14 protein-coding genes are annotated in these 19,031 nt (G+C 71.1%); 6 read left to right on the forward strand and 8 right to left on the reverse strand.

Translation table 11 applies throughout. The features are described 5' to 3' along the window. Window positions 1-27: 27 nt before the first annotated feature. The 3 genes from K4L06_RS07225 to folE all read left to right on the forward strand — a co-directional run bounded on the left by K4L06_RS07225 (window position 28) and on the right by folE (window position 3,100). Window positions 28-1,716, forward strand: coding sequence for a diguanylate cyclase (locus K4L06_RS07225; RefSeq protein ID WP_221670757.1), 1,689 nt, complete (start codon window positions 28-30; stop codon window positions 1,714-1,716). 132 nt (window positions 1,717-1,848) lie between these two features. Continuing rightward, window positions 1,849-2,211, forward strand: coding sequence for a hypothetical protein (locus tag K4L06_RS07230; protein WP_221670758.1), 363 nt, complete (start codon window positions 1,849-1,851; stop codon window positions 2,209-2,211). Between the two features lie 295 nt (window positions 2,212-2,506). Continuing rightward, on the forward strand, window positions 2,507-3,100 hold the full coding sequence (gene folE / locus K4L06_RS07235; RefSeq protein WP_221670759.1) for a GTP cyclohydrolase I FolE: 594 nt from the start codon (window positions 2,507-2,509) through the stop codon (window positions 3,098-3,100). A gap of 198 nt (window positions 3,101-3,298) precedes the next feature. Here the strand turns inward: folE and K4L06_RS07240 are convergent, their stop codons facing one another. Both K4L06_RS07240 and gltB read right to left on the reverse strand, forming a co-directional pair. Then, entirely contained in the window at window positions 3,299-4,831 is a 1,533-nt protein-coding gene (locus tag K4L06_RS07240; protein WP_221670760.1) for an FAD-dependent oxidoreductase, read from the reverse strand. A gap of 308 nt (window positions 4,832-5,139) precedes the next feature. Continuing rightward, complete coding sequence (gltB, locus tag K4L06_RS07245) at window positions 5,140-9,609, reverse strand: glutamate synthase large subunit (protein WP_221670761.1); 4,470 nt, start codon at window positions 9,607-9,609, stop codon at window positions 5,140-5,142. A 483-nt stretch (window positions 9,610-10,092) separates the two neighbouring features. Between gltB and K4L06_RS07250 the strand changes: the two genes are divergently transcribed. The 3 genes from K4L06_RS07250 to K4L06_RS07260 all read left to right on the forward strand — a co-directional run bounded on the left by K4L06_RS07250 (window position 10,093) and on the right by K4L06_RS07260 (window position 12,782). Further along, a complete protein-coding gene (locus K4L06_RS07250; RefSeq protein WP_221670762.1) occupies window positions 10,093-11,358 on the forward strand; it encodes a TCR/Tet family MFS transporter in 1,266 nt (421 codons plus the stop codon). Between the two features lie 82 nt (window positions 11,359-11,440). Beyond that, a complete protein-coding gene (locus K4L06_RS07255) occupies window positions 11,441-11,674 on the forward strand; it encodes a hypothetical protein (protein WP_221670763.1) in 234 nt (77 codons plus the stop codon). A 49-nt stretch (window positions 11,675-11,723) separates the two neighbouring features. Then, window positions 11,724-12,782, forward strand: a complete 1,059-nt coding sequence (locus K4L06_RS07260; protein ID WP_221670764.1) for a DNA topoisomerase IB — start codon at window positions 11,724-11,726, stop codon at window positions 12,780-12,782. A gap of 11 nt (window positions 12,783-12,793) precedes the next feature. Here K4L06_RS07260 and K4L06_RS07265 read toward each other — a convergent pair whose 3' ends face one another. The 6 genes from K4L06_RS07265 to K4L06_RS07290 all read right to left on the reverse strand — a co-directional run bounded on the left by K4L06_RS07265 (window position 12,794) and on the right by K4L06_RS07290 (window position 18,972). Further along, window positions 12,794-13,231 carry a barstar family protein gene (locus tag K4L06_RS07265; protein ID WP_221670765.1) on the reverse strand — a complete coding sequence of 146 codons (438 nt, stop codon included), beginning with the start codon at window positions 13,229-13,231 and terminating at the stop codon, window positions 12,794-12,796. Continuing rightward, a complete protein-coding gene (locus K4L06_RS07270; RefSeq protein WP_221670766.1) occupies window positions 13,228-13,716 on the reverse strand; it encodes a ribonuclease domain-containing protein in 489 nt (162 codons plus the stop codon). The genes K4L06_RS07265 and K4L06_RS07270 overlap by 4 nt, the downstream gene beginning before the upstream one ends. Window positions 13,717-13,950: 234 nt before the next feature. Continuing rightward, on the reverse strand, window positions 13,951-14,370 hold the full coding sequence (locus tag K4L06_RS07275) for an I78 family peptidase inhibitor (protein WP_255595012.1): 420 nt from the start codon (window positions 14,368-14,370) through the stop codon (window positions 13,951-13,953). A gap of 115 nt (window positions 14,371-14,485) precedes the next feature. Further along, window positions 14,486-14,809, reverse strand: a complete 324-nt coding sequence (locus K4L06_RS07280; RefSeq protein ID WP_221670767.1) for an I78 family peptidase inhibitor — start codon at window positions 14,807-14,809, stop codon at window positions 14,486-14,488. Between the two features lie 243 nt (window positions 14,810-15,052). After that, window positions 15,053-16,048, reverse strand: coding sequence for a ribonuclease H-like domain-containing protein (locus K4L06_RS07285; protein ID WP_343225740.1), 996 nt, complete (start codon window positions 16,046-16,048; stop codon window positions 15,053-15,055). Window positions 16,049-16,416: 368 nt separating this feature from the next. Further along, window positions 16,417-18,972, reverse strand: a complete 2,556-nt coding sequence (locus K4L06_RS07290; protein WP_255595554.1) for a DEAD/DEAH box helicase — start codon at window positions 18,970-18,972, stop codon at window positions 16,417-16,419. Window positions 18,973-19,031 lie beyond the last annotated feature (59 nt).

Raw genomic sequence — 19,031 nt, forward strand, 5'->3', positions numbered from 1 at the left:
CTTCGGACGTGGGAGCGGACTGACGGTATGCGCATCGGCCTGTGGGCGCTGTTGATCGCGTTGGCCTGCGCCTGCCTGCCGGCCGCCGCGCAATCGCTGAAGGTCGAGGTCTTGCTGACCGATACCGACCTGCAGGCGCCGCCGGCCGGCGCGCCGGTGATCATGCGCTTGGTCGCCGAACGTCCCGACGAGGTGATCCGTTTCAGCCTGCCGCGCCGCGACGCCGGCTATTGGCTGCGGCTGACCAGCCAGCGCGCGGTCGCCGCGCACGAGGGCCAGTTGCTGGTGCTGCGCGGTCCGCGGGCGATGGGGCCGTTGCTGTACTACCCGCCCGGCGCCGGCGCGCGCGAGGTCGAGGACGCCGAGCACGGCGGCGTGCCGCTGATGCGGCGCGGCTGGGTGCTGGCCCTGCCCAACGGCTGGCCGCCCTCGTCGGTGGCCTACCTGCGGATCAAGGGCCGCGCGGCGATGAGCGAGATCCGCCTGTCCTTCGCCAGCATTCCCGAACTGGCCCGGCAGGAGCGCGGCGACGCCCGCTTCATGGCCGCCGCGTTCACCGCGATGATGCTGATGGCGGTGGCGATGGTCGGCGTCTGGGTCGCGTTCCGCGACTTCGTCTACCTCGGCTACGGCGCCTACCTGGCCTGCATCGCCACCTATCTGCTGTTCCTGTCCGGCGACGCCTCGGAAATGTGGGGTCTGGCCGGGCTGGCCAGCGAGCCGGCGATCGGCTGGGCCCTGGCGACCCTGGCGACGATCTTCCAGCTCGGCTTCAGCCTGCGCTTCCTCGACCTGCCGCGGCTGATGCCGCGAGTGACCTGGGTACTGCGTCTGATCCAGTGGGCCAACATGTTCTGGCTGCTGGTGCTGGTGGTGCTGCGCGAGCAGTCCTACGGCTGGTGGTACATCGGCGGCAACGCCCTGCTGCTGCTCGGCGTGCCGCTGATGCTGGTGATCGCGGTGATCGCCTGGCGCCGTGGCGCGCCCTACGCCGGCTATTACCTGCTGGGCTGGACGCCGATGCTGGTGTTCGCCGCCGCCCTGGCCGCCAACACCCTGGGCCTGCAGGACGCCGAATGGGCCGAGCGCGGCCTGGCCCTGACCGCGGTGCTGGAATCGGCGGTGCTGGCGCTGGCATTGAGCCAGCACGCCGCCAACCGTCACCGCATCCTGTTGCTGGCGCGGCAGTCGGTCGAACGCGATCCCTTGACCGGCGCGCTCAACGCCCAGGTGCTGGAACAGATGCTCGAGGCCTGGTCCTCGCCGGGCAGCCTCAACGTCAACACCTACGGCCTGTTGCTGGTCGACCTGGACGGGTTCGGCGAGATCAACGCCCGCTACGGCCGCGCGGTCGGCGACGCCCTGCTGCAGCAGGCGCTGTCGCGCATGCGCGGCGTGCTGCGTCCGGACGACACCATCGCGCGCATGGAAGGCGACTGCTTCGGCATCGTCAGCGAATGCGAGCGGGTCGAATGCGAGCTGCTGGCGCGGCGCATCGCCGACACCTTCGCCCGCCGCCCGTTCCGCATCGACAGCCACGAGATCCCGATGAGCGTCAGCATCGGCCTGGCCATGTCGCAGCGCGGCGAGTCGGTGCCGCAGCTGTTCGACCGGGTCGGCCAGGCCCTGCGCAACGCCATCTCGGCCGGCCGCAACGCGGTCAGCGTGGCCCAGAACAGCGGCCGCGACGTGGCCACCGCGCTGCTGCCGGACTAAGCGTCGTCACGCAGCGCTAACGAGGCTGAGCGCGCTGAACGAGACCGCGCCGGTCTTCACCTGCATTGCATCGGCCCCGTCCTAGCTTAGGACCCAGGCAAGCGCGGACCGCCCGCGCTCGGTTCAGGGGCCATGAGACAGTACGACAAAAAGGAAGTCGGCGACGCAATGGCCGAGGTCATCGCCCCGGGCGAGTACCGCGAGCATTTCCATCGCGAGTACCGGTTCGCCCCGTATTACAGCGCCGGCCGCGAATGGCTCGATTACGAGCCGGCGTACCGTTACGGCTACGAGCGTTTCCTGAATTGCTGCGGCCGCCGCTTCGAAGAAGTCGAAGCCGACCTGGCCCGCGACTGGAGCGGCCACCGCGCCAGCTCGCGCCTGCACTGGTCCGAAGCGCGCGAAGCGGTGCGCGACGGCTGGCACCACATCGAGCGCAGCCTTCCGCATGCGCTCGACCGACCGCCGCGCCGTGCGCCGCGGTCAGCTCCCTAGGTCTCTCTCCCCCGGGGAGTCTTGAGGTCGCTTTCGGGCGGCCTCTTTTGTTTTTGGGCGGGAATCGGGAATGGGGAATGGGGAATCGGAAAAGCGGCGGGGTGACGCGGCTGAAAGGCAGCGGATAGGCTCCAGTGGCCTCGATTGGCTGGGTACGAGACTCGGCGCCCTCCACGCTCGCGCGACTGTGCTTTACCGATTCCCGATTCCCGATTCCCCATTCCCAGCCGAACCGGCACGCCGGGCCGGCCCCGCCTGCGGTAGCATTTCGGTCCCCCTTGCTAGAGGCCGCCTCATGGCCGATACCCCCGACAAGCCGTCCCGCGAACAGGCCGAGGCTGCGGTCCGCACCCTGCTCGCCTGGGCCGGCGAAGACCCCCGCCGCGAGGGCCTGCTGGACACGCCCAAGCGCGTGGTCGAGGCCTATGGCGACTGGTTCAGCGGCTACACCGACGATCCGCGCGAGTACCTGGCGCGCACCTTCGAGGAAGTCGCCGGCTACGACGAGATGATCGTTCTGCGCGACATCGAGTTCGAAAGCCATTGCGAGCACCACATGGCGCCGATCATCGGCAAGGCGCACGTCGGCTATCTGCCCAACGGCAAGGTCGTCGGCATCAGCAAGCTCGCGCGCGTGGTCGAGACCTATGCGCGCCGCTTCCAGGTGCAGGAGAAGATGACCGCGCAGATCGCCCAGTCGATCCAGGACGTGCTGCAGCCGCTCGGCGTCGGCGTGGTGGTCGAAGCCGCGCACGAGTGCATGACCACCCGCGGCGTGCACAAGCGCGGGGTCAGCATGATCACCTCGAAGATGCTCGGCATGTTCCGCGACGACGCGCGCACCCGCGCCGAATTCCTGCGCTTCATCGACGTCGGCCCGGGGCGCTGAGCGCCCGCTACCGCGCGGCCCTCATCCGCCCCTGCGGGGCACCTTCTCCCGCCAGCGGGAGAAGGGACGGCGCTGCGCCTGGCGCCGATTGACCTGCGGTTACGTCTTTTGCCGGCGCTGCAGAGGCCGACAAAACGCATGCTCTGCTTCCAAGCCCCTCTCCCGCGTGCGGGAGAGGGGTTGGGGTGAGGGCCGCCCTCAGCCCGCCCGCGCCAGCGGCGTATCGCCCGCCGCCGCCAGCGGCGCCCGCTCGCTGAGCAGGCGCACGATCCCCGCCGCCGCCTCGCGGCCTTCGAACGCCGCGGTCACCACCAGGTCGGCGCCGCGCACCGCGTCGCCGCCGGCGAACACGCGCGGATGGGTGGTCTGGTAGGGCAGGCCGGCACCGGCGGCGCTGCGCCGCGAGGCGCAGCCTTCGCTGTTGGCCAGGATCTTGATCCGGCCGTTGGGCGCCAGTTCGATGCCTTGTTCGGCCAGCCATTGCGGCGCATCGGGCTGGAAACCGAAGGCGATGATGACCACGTCGGCCTCGAGTTCGGATTCGCTGCCGGCGACGACCTCGGCGTTGCGGCGGCCGCGCGCGTCGGGTTCGCCGAGCCGGGTTTCGGCCACCCGCACGCTGCGCACCGTCTCCTCGCCGAGCAGCGCCAGCGGCTGGCGATTGAACAGGAATTCGACGCCTTCCTCGCGCGCATTGGCGACTTCGCGCGCCGAACCCGGCATGTTGGCTTCGTCGCGACGGTAGACGCAGCGCACCTGCGCCGCGCCCAGCCGCACCGCGCTGCGCACGCAGTCCATGCCGGTGTCGCCGCCGCCGAGCACGACCACGCGCTTGCCGCGCAGATCGGGCAGTTCGATCTGGTCTTCCCAGCCGGCGATCGGCTGCGAGCGCACCGAGTCGCCGTCGGAATGCACCACGCGCCCGTTCTGGACCAGGAAGGGCAGGGCCGGCAATACCTGGCGCAGGTCCTGCCCGGGCAGGCCGCCGTCGGTGTAGCGATAGGCGCCCAGGCCGAGGAACACCGCGTCGTACTCGGCCAGCAGCGCGTCGAAACTCAGGTCGCGGCCGATCTCGACGCCGAGGCGGAACTCCACGCCCATGCCTTCCAGCACCTCGCGGCGCTGGCGCATCACCGATTTCTCCAGCTTGAAGCTGGGGATGCCGAAGTGGAGCAGGCCGCCGACGTCTTCGTAGCGATCGAACACCACCGCCTGGATGCCGGCGCGGGCCAGGCGATCGGCGCAGGACAGTCCGGCCGGTCCGGCGCCGACCACCGCGACGCGGTGGCCGCTGGCCTGCACCGTCGACAGGTCCGGGCGCCAGCCGCTGGCCAGGGCGTTGTCGACGATGTACTTCTCGACCGCGCCGATGGTGACCGCGCCGAAGCCGTCGTTGAGGGTGCAGCTGCCTTCGCAAAGGCGGTCCTGCGGGCAGACCCGGCCGCAGATCTCCGGCAGGGGGTTGGTTTCGTGGCACAGCGACGCGGCTTCGTGCAGGCGGCCTTCGCGCGCCAGCTCCAGCCAGTTCGGAATGTAGTTGTGCAGCGGGCAGGCCCAGCTGCAGTAGGGGTTGCCGCAGTCCAGGCAGCGGCCGGCCTGCTTCTTGGCTTCGACCTCGGCGAAGCGGCCGTACAGCTCGCCCCAGTCGCCGTCCAGGCGCAGTTGCAGCGGAATCCGCGCCGGCATCTCGCGCGGCGCATCGCGGAATTGGAAGACGGGCTTCTTGCTCATGCTTGCGTGACCGGCTGGCGTTGTCGACAGGAGGTGTTGGAGATCGCGTTAGGAGCAACGGCAAGGGCAAATCCCCCCTGGCCCCCCTTTTTCAAAGGGGAGAATCCGATCGGTTTTACCGGCCGGGTCTGAAGGTCTGCGCTCGGGTGCTGAAAACGCGAAATTCCAATCATCGTCGTCGCTTCCGTCTTTGCCTGGGCCGGAAATCCGGCCTTTGCCGTTGCCGTTCCCCCCCTTTGCAAAAGGGGGGCAGGGGGGATTTGCTTCCGCCGTTGCTTTTGCCGTCGCCTGCGAGCGCTCCATCGCCGTCACGCCGCGCTCTTCAAGGCTTCCGCCAGCGATTCCAGGCTCGCCGCCTTCGGCTTGACCAGCCAGAACTTGCCGAGGAAGTCGCGCATCTCGTCGAGGATCTTGCGCGCCCACGCGCTGCCGGTGAGGGCGGCGTGGGTCTCGAGCAGATCGTGCAGATGCGAGCGGTGGTGCTCGAAGCCGTCGGCGGAGATGCGCAGGATGTCGATCAGCTCGTGGTTGTAGCGGTCGACGAAATCGCGGTCGACGTCGAGTACGTAGGCCATGCCGCCGGTGAAGCCGGCGCCGAAGTTCAGGCCGGTGCGGCCGAGCACCGCGACCACGCCGCCGGTCATGTATTCGCAGCAGTGATCGCCGGCGCCCTCGACCACCGCGGTGGCGCCGGAGTTGCGCACCGCGAAGCGCTCGCCGGCGCGGCCGGCGGCGTACAGCTCGCCGCCGGTGGCGCCGTACAGGCAGGTGTTGCCGAGGATCGGGGTCTCGTGCGCGACATAGCGCGCGCCGTGCGGCGGGCGCAGCACGATGCGGCCGCCGGCCATGCCCTTGCCGACGTAGTCGTTGGCTTCGCCGGACAGCTCGAACTGCAGGCCGCCGGCCTGGAACGCGCCGAAGCTCTGCCCGGCGGTGCCCTGGAAGCGCAGGGTCAGCGGCGCGTCGTTCATGCCGCGGTCGCCGTGCAGGCGGGCGATGCGGCCGGACAGGCGCGCGCCGATGCTGCGGTCGGTATTGCGGATCTTGTAGCTGTATTCGCCGCCGGCCTTGCCGGCGATGACTTCGGCCAACTCGCTTTCCAACTGCGCCGACAGCCCGTCGGGCGCGTCCGGCGGCGCCGGCATGCCGCAATGGCCGCCGTGAGCGAGACCGTCGCCGGCCAGCAGCGGGGCCAGGTCCAGGCGTTGCTGGCGGCGGCTGTCGCCGTCGCGCTGGCGCAGCAGATCGGTGCGGCCGACGATCTCGCCCAGGCTGCGCACGCCCAGCGCGGCCAGCCAATGCCGCACTTCCTCGGCGAGCAGGCGGAAGAAGTTCTCGACCCGTTCCGGCAGGCCGGTGAAATGGTCGCGGCGCAGGCCGGCGTCCTGGGTCGCCACGCCGGTGGCGCAGTTGTTGAGGTGGCAGATGCGCAGGTACTTGCAGCCCAGCGCGATCATCGGCGCGGTGCCGAAGCCGAAGCTCTCGGCGCCGAGCAGGGCCGCCTTGACCACGTCCAGGCCGCTCTTGAGGCCGCCGTCGGTCTGCAGGATCACCCGCTCGCGCAGGTCGTTGGCGACCAGCGCCTGGCGCGCCTCGGCCAGGCCCAACTCCCACGGCGTGCCGGCGTAGCGGATCGACGACAGCGGGCTGGCGCCGGTGCCGCCGTCGTGGCCGGACACGGTGATCAGGTCGGCGCCGGCCTTGGCCACGCCGGTGGCGATGGTGCCGACGCCGGCGTGCGAGACCAGCTTGACCGAGATCAGCGCCTGCGGATTGACCTGGCGCAGGTCGTGGATCAGCTGGGCCAGGTCTTCGATCGAATAGATGTCGTGGTGCGGCGGCGGCGAGATCAAGCCGATCCCGGGCATGGCGTAGCGCAGCCGCGCGATCAGTTCGTTGACCTTGTGCCCGGGCAACTGGCCGCCTTCGCCGGGCTTGGCGCCCTGCGCGACCTTGATCTGCAGCACTTCGGCGTTGACCAGGTACTCCGGGGTCACGCCGAAGCGGCCGGAGGCGATCTGCTTGATCTTCGACACCTTGTCGGTGCCGTAGCGGGCCGGGTCTTCGCCGCCTTCGCCGGAATTGGAACGGCCGCCGAGGCGGTTCATCGCGATCGCCAGCGCTTCGTGCGCTTCCGGCGACAGCGCGCCCAGGCTCATCGCCGCCGAGTCGAAGCGGCGCACGATGGCCTCGACCGGTTCGACCTGGTCGAGCGGAATGGCGCCGGCCGGATCGGCCTGCAGGTCGAGCAGGTCGCGCAGCGCCGCGGTCGGGCGTTCGTTGACCGCTTCGGCGTAACGCTGCCAGTCGCTCCACTCGCCGCTGCCGACCGCGCGTTGCAGGCGGGTGACCACGTCGGGATTGAACAGGTGGTACTCGCCGCCCGGGGTGTACTTGAGCAGGCCGCCGATCTCCGGCAGGCGGTTGGCGTCCCAGGCGATCTGGGCCAGCAGCTCGTTGTCCTGCTGCAGGTGTTCGAAGCCGGCGCCGCGGATGCGCGAAGGCGTGCCGGCGAAGCACAGCTCGACCACTTCCGGATCCAGGCCGATGATCTCGAACAGCTGCGCGCCGCGGTAGCTGCCGATGGTGGCGATGCCCATCTTGGAGATGATCTTGAGCAGGCCCTTCTTGATCGCGCGCCGGTAGCTGCGGCCGATCTGGGCGACCTCGCCGTGCTTGGTGCGCAGGATGCCGCGCGCGCCCAGGTCGTGCAGGGTCTGGTAGGCCAGGTAGGGGTACACCGCGGTCGCGCCGAAGCCGATCAGGCAGGCGAAATGGTGCGGGTCGCGCGCGGTGCCGGTCTCGATGATCAGATTGGCGTCGCAGCGCAGGCCGACCCGGACCAGATGCTGGTGGATCGCGCCGGTGGCGAGCAGGGCGTGCATCATCAGCGCGTCGCGGCGCGGGCGCCGGTCGGTGACGATCAGCAGCACGTTGCCGTCGCGGGTGGCTTCCTCGGCCTCGGCGCAGATCCGCTCGATCGCCGCCTTGAGGCCTTCCTCGGCGGTGTAGTTGAGGTCGATGTAGCGGTGCGACTGGTCGTACGGCGCCATCGACAGCAGCTGGCGCAGCTTGCGCTGGGCCAGCACCGGCGAGTTCAGGTGGATGTGGCCGACATTGCCCGGCACGTCGACGAAGATGTTGCCCTCGCGCCCGATCTGGGTCGCCAGCGACATCACGCAGTCCTCGCGCAGCGGGTCCATCGGCGGGTTGGTGACCTGGGCGAAGGCCTGGCGGAAGTAGTCGTACAGCGGCCGCACCTGCTGCGAAAGCACCGCCATCGGCACGTCGTCGCCCATCGAGCCGGTGGCTTCCTGTTCGATCTCGGCCAGCGGGCGCAGCACCTGTTCGCGTTCTTCGCGGGTCAGCTGGAACAGCTTCTGGAAGCCCGACAGGGTCTCGTGGTCGAAGGGCTCGGCGGCCAGGTTGGGGTCGATCAGCTCGCTGTGCAGGTAGGTCACGCCCTGCTTGAGCCAGCGCTTGTACGGCGCGCGGGCGCGGTTGATCCGGTCGATGGCTTCGGAGTCGAGCAGCTCGCCCTGGTACAGGTCGGCGGCGATCATCTCGCCCGGGCCGAGCTTGCCCTTGGCTTCGATCTCCTCGGCCGGCAGCTCCCACACCCCGGCTTCGGAGGCGATCAGGAAATGGCGGTCGCGCGAGCGCAGCCAGCGCGCCGGGCGCAGGCCGTTGCGGTCCAGGGTGCAGGCGGCGTAGCGGCCGTCGCAGGTGACGATGCCGGCCGGGCCGTCCCAGGGTTCGGAGTTGAGCGCGTAGTACTCGTAGAACGCGGCCAGGTCGGCGTCCTTGTACTCCAGCGACTGGGTCGCCGGCGGAATCAGGATCCGCATCGCCTTGAGCAGGTCCATGCCGCCGGCCTGCAGCACCTCGAGCATGTTGTCCAGGCTCTGCGAGTCGGAACCGTCGAGACTGACGATCGGGTCGAACTCGCGCAGGTCCAGGGTCGGGGTGCGCCAGGCGTGGGCGCGGGCCTGGGCCCAGGCGCGGTTGCCGGCGACGGTGTTGATCTCGCCGTTGTGGGCGAGCAGGCGGAACGGCTGCGCCAGCGGCCAGCGCGGGGTGGTGTTGGTGGAGAAGCGCTGGTGGAACACCACCGCGCTGGCGGCCAGTTCCGGCCGCTGCAGATCGGGGTACAGCTGCATCAGCCGATCCGGCAGGACCATGCCCTTGTAGCCGATGCTGGCCGCCGACAGGCTGACCACATAGAAGTCGCGGAACGCCTCGGCGTCGGTGCGGCGCAGGCGCTGCTCGGCGCGGCGCCGGGCCAGGAACAGCGAGCGCTGGAACGCGGCCGGGTCGAACGGGGTGGCGGCGTCGACGAAGATCTGCTCGATCCGCGGCACGGTGCTGCGCGCCAGGCTGCCGCAGGCGCCGAGGTCGACCGGGACGATGCGCCAGCCGGTGACCCGCATGCCTTCGGCGCGCACGGTCTCGTTGAGGGTGTCGCGGGCCTGCGCGGCCAGCGCCGGGTCGTGCGGCAGGAACACCAGGCCGGCGGCGAAATGCGCGCCCGGGCGGATGTTGGCCTCGCGCGCGATCAGGCGCAGGAAAGCGTCGGGGTGACGGATCAACAGGCCGCAGCCGTCGCCGCTGAGACCGTCGGCGGCGACCGCGCCGCGGTGGGTCATGCGCGACAGCGCTTCCAGAGCGCGATCGACCAAAGCGCGGCTGGGACGATCGTCGAGTTGCGCGATCAGCCCGAATCCACAGCTGTCCCGCTCGTCGCGGGGGTCGTACAGACGTTGTTGCTTGGCTTGCATCGCATCTCCGGACCGTGGGTGCTCCGTGATCGCTAGCTCGCTACCGCTGCGCGTTGTGGTGTCGCCGTTTCCCTTAGTGGTGCATCCCTAAGTGCTGTCCCCAACGCGAGCGCGCTCGCGCGATGTCGTCGCTGTTTTCGCCGTAGGTGTTGCCGTCACGCAGGGCGCATCGGCCAATGGCGCGGGAGTTGCCTCCGCACCGCGGCGTCCGAACCGAGCGTGTTTCGACTAAACCACAATTTGTGCGATGCGGCAATTCGCTCCGGGCGCGGTTGCGGCGTGTAAGCCGGCAGGCCCCGTCTTGTGAGCGCGCGTGCTGACAAGCACATTCGTAAGGCTATGAAGATGTTGGAAAAATTCCCGATTCCACGGACAATTGGTAACGTAAGAAACCATCGTGAAATGACTATCGTCAGCGGCGCCGGCGCACCCGCGCGCTAGACTGCGCCGCAAGGACGTCCCCACCGCCTCTTCCGCCCTCTCATGACCATTGCTTCCGCTCCCGTCCCGGGCGCGCGGCGCGCTGCGCTGCTCTTCATCTTCATCACCGTGCTGATCGACGTGCTGTCGTTCGGCCTGATCATTCCGGTGCTGCCGCACCTGATCGAGAACTTCGTCGGCGGCGACACCGCCAAGGCGGCGTACTGGGTCGGCGTGTTCGGCACCGTGTTCGCGGCGATCCAGTTCGTGTTTTCGCCGATCCAGGGCGCGCTGTCGGACCGCTACGGCCGCCGGCCGGTGATCCTGCTGTCCTGCCTCGGCCTGGGCCTGGACTTCATCCTGATGGCGGTGGTCAACACCCTGCCGTTGCTGCTGGTCGGGCGGATCATCGCCGGCATCACCGCGGCCAGCTTCACCACCGCCAACGCCTACATCGCCGACATCACTCCGCCGGAACAGCGCGCCAAGAGCTTCGGCATGATCGGCGCGGCGTTCGGCGTCGGCTTCGTGATCGGGCCGGTGATCGGCGCCTACCTGGGCGAGATCGACCTGCGCCTGCCGTTCTGGTTCTCCGCCGGCCTGGCGTTGCTGAACTTCCTCTACGGCTGGTTCGTGCTGCCCGAGTCGCTGCCGCCGGAGAAGCGCACGCCGCGCTTCGACTGGAGCCACGCCAACCCGTTCGGCGCGCTGGTCCTGCTCAAGCGCTACCCGCAGGTGTTCGGCCTGGCGGCGGTGGTGTTCATCGCCAACATGGCGCACTACGTCTACCCGAGCATCTTCGTCCTGTTCGCCGACTACCAGTACCACTGGGGCCTGCGCGAGGTCGGCTGGGTGCTGCTGGTGGTCGGGGTGTTCAACATCATCGTCAACGTCGGCCTGGTCGGCCGGGTAGTGGCGCGCCTGGGCGAACGCCGCGCGCTGCTGCTGGGCTTGAGCTGCGGCGTGACCGGCTTCGTGATCTACGGTCTGGCCGAAACCGGCTGGCTGTTCCTGCTCGGCCTGCCGATCAGCGCGCTGTGGGCGATGGCGGCGCCGGCGACCCAGGCGCTGATCACCCGCCAGGTCGGCGCCGATGCGCAGGGCCGCATCCAGGGCGCGCTGATGAGCCTGGTCTCGCTGGCCGGCGTGCTCGGTCCGGCCTTGTTCGCCGGCAGCTTCGGCTATTTCATCGGCAAGCACACGCCGCTGCACCTGCCCGGCGCGCCGTGGTTCATCGCCGCCGCCTTGCTGGCGATCGGCGTGGCCATCGCCTGGCGCTTCGCGCGCGCGCCGGCGGCCGCGGCGCCGACCGCGGACGCGGCGGCCTAACCGATGGCACAGGCGCGGTAGCGGGGCGGCGGCGACACTGGCCGCCTGTTCCGCCCCCGTGTTCCCACGCCGGAGTCCGTCCATGCGCCTGCCCGCGCTTCCCGCGTTCGCGCTCGTCGCCGCCCTCAGCGGCTGCGGCAGCGTCGAATACCGCGACACCAACGCCGCCGTCGATGCCCGTCCCGAATGCACCAGCGGCCCGCAGCGCCCGGGCGAATCGCCGCCGGCCTGGTGCGAGCGCAAGCTCGAGGCCAAGTGGGGCTCCAGCGACAACAGCGAACCGGTCGATTTCAAGCAGCGCGACGAGCGGCGCTGAACCTGCGGCCTTGTCGCCGTCTTGACGCCGCGCCCCGTATGGCTGGGGCATGAGCGTGGCCAATCCCAACCGCCGCGCCGCGCGCGCGGCCGGCCTGCGTTACGTCAACGACGGCGAGCCCGGCATCGGCCGCCGCCGCGCCGGCCGCGGTTTCAGTTACGTCGACCCGCGCGGGCGCAAACTGCGCGCGGCGCGCGACCTGGCGCGGATCCGCGCCCTGGCGATTCCGCCGGCCTACACCGACGTGTGGATCTGCCGCGACGCGCGCGGCCACCTCCAGGCCACCGGCCGCGATGCGCGCGGGCGCAAGCAGTACCGCTATCACCCGCAATGGCGGCAGGTGCGCGACGAAGGCAAGTTCGAGCGCGCGCTGGCGTTCGCCCGCGCCTTGCCGGCCTTGCGCCGCAGGGTACGGCGCGACCTGGCCGCGGCGGGCTTTCCGCGCGACAAGGTGCTGGCGATGGTGGTCGCGGTGATGGCCGAAACCCTGTTGCGCATCGGCAATCACGAATACGCGCGCGACAACCGCTCGTTCGGCCTGACCACGCTGCGCAACCGACACGTCGAGTTCCTGCGCGGCGGCCGGGCGCGGTTCCGCTTCCGCGGCAAGAGCGGCCTGGCGCAGCAGGTCGAGTTGGACAATGCGCGTCTGACCGAGTTGGTGCGGCGTTGCCAGCAACTGCCGGGGCAGGCGCTGTTCCAGTACCGCGACGACGACGGCCGGCTGCAGCCGGTGGATTCCGGTGCGGTCAACGATTATCTGCGCGAGGCGATGGGCGAGGCGTTCACGGCCAAGGACTTCCGCACCTGGGGCGGCACCGTGGCGGCGTTCCGGCGCCTGGCGCAACTGCCGCTGCCGCCGTCCGCGCGCGGCGGCGCGCCCAGCGAGCGCGCCTTGAGCGCGGCGCAGAACGCGGTGATCGGCGAAGTCGCCCAGGCGCTGCGCAACACGCCGGCGGTTTGCCGCAAGGCCTATATCGACCCGGCGCTGTTCGCCGGCTGGCGCGAGGGCCGGCTGGCGCGCTATGCGCAGGGCGTGCGCAGCGAACGGCAGTGGGAGCAGGCGGCGCTGCGCTTCCTGCGCGCGTCGCGGCGCCGGCGCGGGTGACGCCGCGCGGGTCAGGGCGTCATCTGAGCCAGGTCCGCTTCCGGCAGCGGCAGCAACGCCCAGAACGGCGTGCGCTGCTTGGCCCAGTCCTGGGCGGCATCGTTGAGGATTTCGATCAGGGTCGCCGCGTCTTCGCCGTATTCGGCCTGCCAGGAGCCGGCGTTCTCGATCAGCAGCAGATAGCCGGGCGCCGGCCACCACGACAGGTCGTTGACGCTGTCGTCGAGCGCGTCCCAGTTGCCGCCGAACCAGTCGGGGAAGCGCAGGCCGCGGGCGATGCGCGTCAGCGCGTCGTCCTTGCCGGTGCAGTCGGCGAAGTCCACCCGCGCCACCGCGAACTCGAGCTCGGTCGCGGCATCGGCGAGCGCGCGCGCATCGCGCGCATCGATGAAGTAAGCGCCGGCCTGGGCCGGGTCGGCGAGCAGTTCGCGCGGATCGACCGAACTCATCGCGCGCCTCCGTCGGGTTCGAAGCGGGTGAAGCTGCGGTAGTGGTCGTCGGTGTAGTAGTACTCGCTCGGCGGATCGCCGCCGGTGACGATGCGGCGTGCGCCGCGGTCGTTCTCGCCGGGCGTGTCGACGGTGTATTCGCGGTAATAGCCGCGCGGCTGCCGCGGCAGGCGGCGTTCGCGGTTCTGGAAGGTGCCGCCGTCCTGGCGGTGCTCGAACGGGCCGCCGGCGGCGATCCGGCGCAGCACATCGGCCGCTTCCGGCGGCAGCGCGATCGAGGCGATCGGCGGCATTTCGTCGTGACCGCGGCGGTCGGGGACGCCGATTGGCGTCGGCGTCGGCGTCGACGTCGGTATCGCGATCGTGCTCGGCGCCGATGCGGGTGTAGCGGGCGTGGCCGGAGTGGGAGCGCGTTCCCCGCGCTGGCTCCAGGCCCACAGGCCGATCAACAACACGGCGGCGATCAGCCACAGATGGCGGCGCATGACGGACTCCTGGCGAACCGCGGCAGTGTAGGCCAAACGGCGCGGCGCCGGCGCTGCGACGCGCCCGATCGTCGTCGCTTACCGCCGCATCCGCGCGGTGAGCGCGGCGACGGGATCGCGGCGTTCGCAGCGCGGCCGACGCCTGGCCGGGCGAGCGGTGCGGCGTCGCTGCGACGGACCGGGCCGGTCCATCGCAGCGGGACGCCATCGCGCGGTCGTGTTGGCGGCGCGGGTTCAGCCGCAGCTGACGCTGGTCACCACGTTGTTCTCGTCGACGTAAACGTTGACCCGGCCCTCGCGGTATTCCTTGGTCACGAACTGGCCGGGCTTGAGCACGCGCACCAGGTCGCCGCCGGCATCGACGCGGGCGCGCTCGACCGTGGCGGTGTCGGCGGCCTTGCCGGCCGCATTGGCCTGGGCGAGCTCGGCATTGCAGCGCGGGCGCGGCGGCGGCGGCGCCGGTTCGCCCGGAGCGATCGCGGCGCTGTCGGCCGGCGGCGGGGCCTGTTCGGCCGAACTGGGCATTTCATCGGCCTTGGGCGCGCCGGCGCAGGCGCTCAGGGCCAGCGACAGCGAACCGGCGAGGGCGACGCCGGCGAGCAGGCGTCGCAGGGACGAGGGGGCGTAAGACGGGCGCGGAGTCCGGTTCGGCATGGCGGTGTCCTGGGCGAATGCGCGCGCGGCGCGGTCCGGCCGAGCCTGCCGTCCGGCGGCTGTGCCCAGGGTTAACGCCGGCCGCGGATCGTCCGATCCGCGACCGCAGTCGCGCTCAGCCGCAGCGCAGGCCGGTGATGGCGCCGCGTTCGTTGACGTCGATGTTGAGGCGGTCTTCGCGGTAGTCCATGGTCGCCGCGGTGCCCGGTTCCAGCACCCGCACCGAACGGCTGCCGCTTTCGACCCGGGCGCGTTCGACCACGTCGGCCGAGGGCGAGCGGCCGACCGCCCAGCGCGCGGCTTCGGGATTGCAGACGCCGGGCCGGGAACCCGGGCCGCCGCCGACGTCGGTCGGCGGAATCGGCGTGGCGCAGGCGGCGAGCAGCAGCGGCACCGCGGCGGCGGGCAACAGGACGCGCAATCGGGCGAAGGAGGACATGGCGGGGCTCCTGATCGTTGTGTCGCGAGCCTGCGGCCGGCGACGTGTGCGGCGCATGAAGGCCGCGGGCCGCGCAGTGTAGCCGGCGACGATGACGCCTGAACGCGCCCGGCTGTGCGCATTTCGGCGCATGCAACCGCCAGCCCGCGTCGCGGGCTTTAGGGGTAGGAGCGACGCAAGTCGCGACGCGTTGCAGCCGCTGGCGTCGCCGTTGCGGTTTCGCGGTCGCGGCTTGCGCCGCTCCTACCCCGATGGAGCCAGTTCGGCGTGGGCCTGGACCAGGCGCGGCAGCAGTTGCGCCAGGGTCGCCACGTCCTGGTGGTTGTGCGCGATCACCCGCCGCAGCAACGCCGCGCTGCCGCCGCGCAGATACTGCAGCCAGGCCGCCGGCGCCTGTGCGCCGGGCAGGTCGTCTTCGCGCAGGATGCGCAGCAACTCGCGTTCGATCGTCGCCAGCTTGCAGTTCTCCCACACCCCGCGGTACAGCCGCCGGGTCGGAAACAGCAGGTCGACGTGATCCAGGCCGAGCAGCGGATTGGGCTGCCGCGCCAACCGGTAGCGAGCGTTCAACAGCGGCGCGTCGTAGCAGCGGCCGTTGTAGCTCGACAGCACGGTATCGGGCCGCAGCCAGCCGGCGAATTCGCGCAGCATCGCCGGTTCGGCGGCGAGGCTGGCGATGGTCAGCTGGCGGATGCGCAGGCCGGCGCCGCGGCCGGGGTCGTGTTGCCAGTCGGCGGCGCCGATCATGAAGGCGCGGGTGCCGGTGCCGCCGGCCAGGCCGGTGGTTTCGGTGTCGAAGAACAGCAGCCGTTGCGGCTCGACGCTTTCGTCGCCGCGCTTGGCGAACGCCAGCGACAGCGCGCTGGCCGGCACCGGCAGCGGCAGATGCGCTTGCAGGTAGTACAGGCCCGGCGCGATTTCCTCGCCCGGCAAGGAGCGGTCGAGCGAGCGGCGCGCCGGCGACGCGGCGGAGCCGGCCGCGACCGGTGGGGATTCGATCGCGGCCGACGGCGTCGGCTTGCGTTCGCGCAAGGCGATCAAGCGGCGCAGGGCGTCGATGTCGGTGCGCGGGCCGCGCGCGCGGCTGGGCGTTTCGCTCTCGGCGCGGGGCGGGGGCGCAGCGGCTGGGCTGGGAGCGGGCGAGGGCGGCGCGGTCGCCGGGGACGCCGGCTCGACGGCAGGGGATGCGGCGATATCCGCGCCGGGCTTGCGCTCGCGCAAGGCGATCAGGCGGCGCAACTGCGCGGCATCGGTAGACGCAGGGCGGGGCTGCGCATCGTCGAGCGCATCGTCGAGGAAGGGGATGTCGCTGGCGGCGATCCGGCTTTGGTTCGGCGTCGCCGATGCGCGGGGCAGCGGCGCGGGCGGATCGGCCGAAGAGCGAATTTCCCCCAACCCCTGTTTTTCAAAGAGGGGCGCGCTGGCGTCGGCGCGGCGGGTGCCTTGTGCGTCCGCGGCATGGCGATGGCCTGCGCTTGCGGGCGCGGATGGGGTTGGGGCAACGGCGGCAGTGAGCGCTGCGGCGGGCGAGGCGGCCGGCGGCGGCGCATCGGCCTGCGTCCGTCCCGCCTGCCGCTGCAGCAGGCGCAGCTTGGCCAGGTCCAGGCTCACGCCTCGCGGCCTTCGCCCAGGGCGTTTTGGCCGAGCAGGGCGAGCGAATCGCGGTCGAGCGAGGCCGGGTCGAGCAGATCGGCATCCAGCCGGCTGTTATCCGGCGAACCGTCATCCAGCGAACCGTCATCCGGCGAACCCTCGCCGAGCAGGCCCAGCACCTTCAAGGCCAGGGCCTTCGGCGTCGCGCTGCCAGCGCGGTCTTCGTCGGCGGCCAATACCGGGCCGACGCAGGCCGGGCAGCCGGCGCGGCAGTCGCAGCGGCCGACCAGTTCGCGCGCGCGCTGGACCAGTTCGGCCTGGCGCCGCCACAGCGGTTCGCTGAGGCCGACCCCGCCGGGGAAGTTGTCGTACAGGTACACGGTCGGCACGAACTGCTGCACTTCCAGGGTCGCCAGCGACCCGGCCGCGGCCTCGGACTCGACCCCGCGCAACTGGCCGCGGCCGCTCGCGTCCTGGGTCGCGAACCAGGCGCCGTCGCCGTTGCCGACCGACTTCTGCAGGTCGCGCGCATCGGCCATCACCGCCACCGTGGCGACCACGTGCAGCGCGTGCGCCGCGCCGAGGAAACCGTCCAGCGCGTCCTGGCGCGATTCGAAGCGCGACAGCAGCACGCCCTGCGGCAGCTGCCACCACACCGCGGTGGTGTGCAGTTCCTGGTCGGGCAGGGCGACCGGGCCGTAGCCGATGTTCTCGTGGGTGTAATAGCGGATCTTCTTGTAGCCGGCCACCCGCCGGACCACGTGCACTTCGCCGTGGTGGCTGTCGCCGCGTCCGGCGGCGGCGCCGTCGAAACGGTCCAGCACCTTGAGCTTGGTGTAGTCGATCGAGTCGGTGTAGTAGTCGACGTGGGTGCGCACGACATAGGCCTTGCGCCCGTCCCAGTCCAGGCGTTCGACCTGGTAGGGCACCGACTGCACCATGTGGATCGCGCCCTCGTACAGGGTCAGCGCCGCGGCCGAGTAATCGACCTCGGCGATGATCGCCTGACGGCCGTCGCTGCGGTCGACCACGACGAAGTTGCCGTCGGCGACCGAGCGCAGGCTGACCGCGTTGGCCGGGTAGCTGTCGGCGATCCATTCCCAGCGTTCGCCCTCGCGGTGGACCACGCCGGTTTCGGCCAGCGCCTCCAGGAACACCGCCGGGTCGATCGGGCCGAAGCGTTCGCCGTGCAGGAACGGCAGCTCGAACGCGGCGCAGCGGATGTGATCGAACAGCACCAGCGGCTGGTCCGGGGCGATGCGCGCGTGTTCGGGCGGCGCGTCGGCGAAGAAATCCGGATGCCGCACCATGTATTGGTCGAGCGGCTGCGAATTGGCCACCAGCACGCCCAGCGAGGGCTGGCGGCGGCGGCCGGCGCGGCCGAAGCGCTGCCAGGTCGCGGCGACCGAGCCGGGGTAGCCGTTGAGCACGACCACGTCGAGGCTGCCGATGTCCACGCCCAGCTCCAGCGCCGAGGTCGAGACGATGCCGTCGATGCGGCCGTCGCGCATCGCCCGCTCGGCCTCGCGCCGCTCGCTCGGCAGGTAGCCGCCGCGATAGGCGCGAATCCGCGCCGGCTTGCGCGGGTCGTGGTCGAACACGTCCTTGAGGTATTTGGTCAGCACCTCGACCATCAGTCGGGTCTGGGCGAACACCAGGGTCTTCAGCCCGGCCTTGATCGCGATCCGGGCGATGCGGTTGCTCTGCGAACGCGCCGAGGCGCGCAGGCCCAGGTCGGGATTGATCACCGGCGGGTTCCACAGCAGCACGTGCTTGTCGCCGGTCGGCGCGCCGGACTCCAGGATCGCCCGCACCGGCCGCTCGATCAGCGCCTCGGCGTGGGCCTGGGGGTTGCCGATCGTCGCCGAGCACAGGATGAACTGCGGCCGCGCGCCGTAGAACGCGCAGATCCGCTGCAGCCGGCGCAGCACGTTGGCGACGTGGCTGCCGAACACGCCGCGGTAGGTGTGGATCTCGTCGATCACCACGTAGCGCAGGTTCTCGAAGAACTGCGCCCACTTGGTGTGATGCGGCAGGATCGCCTGGTGCAGCATGTCCGGGTTGGAGACCACGATGTCGCCGTGCAGGCGGATCGCCTGGCGCGCGTCGCCGGGGGTGTCGCCGTCGAAGGTGAAGGCCTTCACCCCCAGGTCGCCGGCGCGGTTGAGCTCCAGCAATTCGGCGACCTGGTCCTGGGCCAGGGCCTTGGTCGGAAACAGGTACAGCGCCTTCGACGCGGGCGCGCCGGCGGCGCCGGCCATGGCCGCGGCGACCACCGGCAGGGTGTAGCACAGCGACTTGCCCGAGGCGGTCGGGGTCACCACCGCCACGTCTTCGCCGGCCTGGGTCGCCGTCCAGGCCTCGGCCTGGTGGCTGTAGAGCCGTTCGATGCCGCGCTCGCGCAGCGCCCGCCGCAGCGGCTCGGGCAGGTCGTCCGGCAGCGGCGCGTAGCGGCCTTCGCGCCCGGGCAGGGTGAAGGCGCCGGTGATGCGGTCGCGGTAGCGGCGTTGTAGCCGGTCGGCCAGGGCGCCGCCGTGGCGGGCGTCGATGGCCTCTTCGCTGCGGGCCAGGGCCTGCGAGCGCTGCGCAGCGGGGACGAGGTCGCGCGGGGACGGATCGATCAGGGCGG

It is taken from the genome of Lysobacter sp. BMK333-48F3, from assembly GCF_019733395.1.
GTDB lineage: Bacteria > Pseudomonadota > Gammaproteobacteria > Xanthomonadales > Xanthomonadaceae > Lysobacter.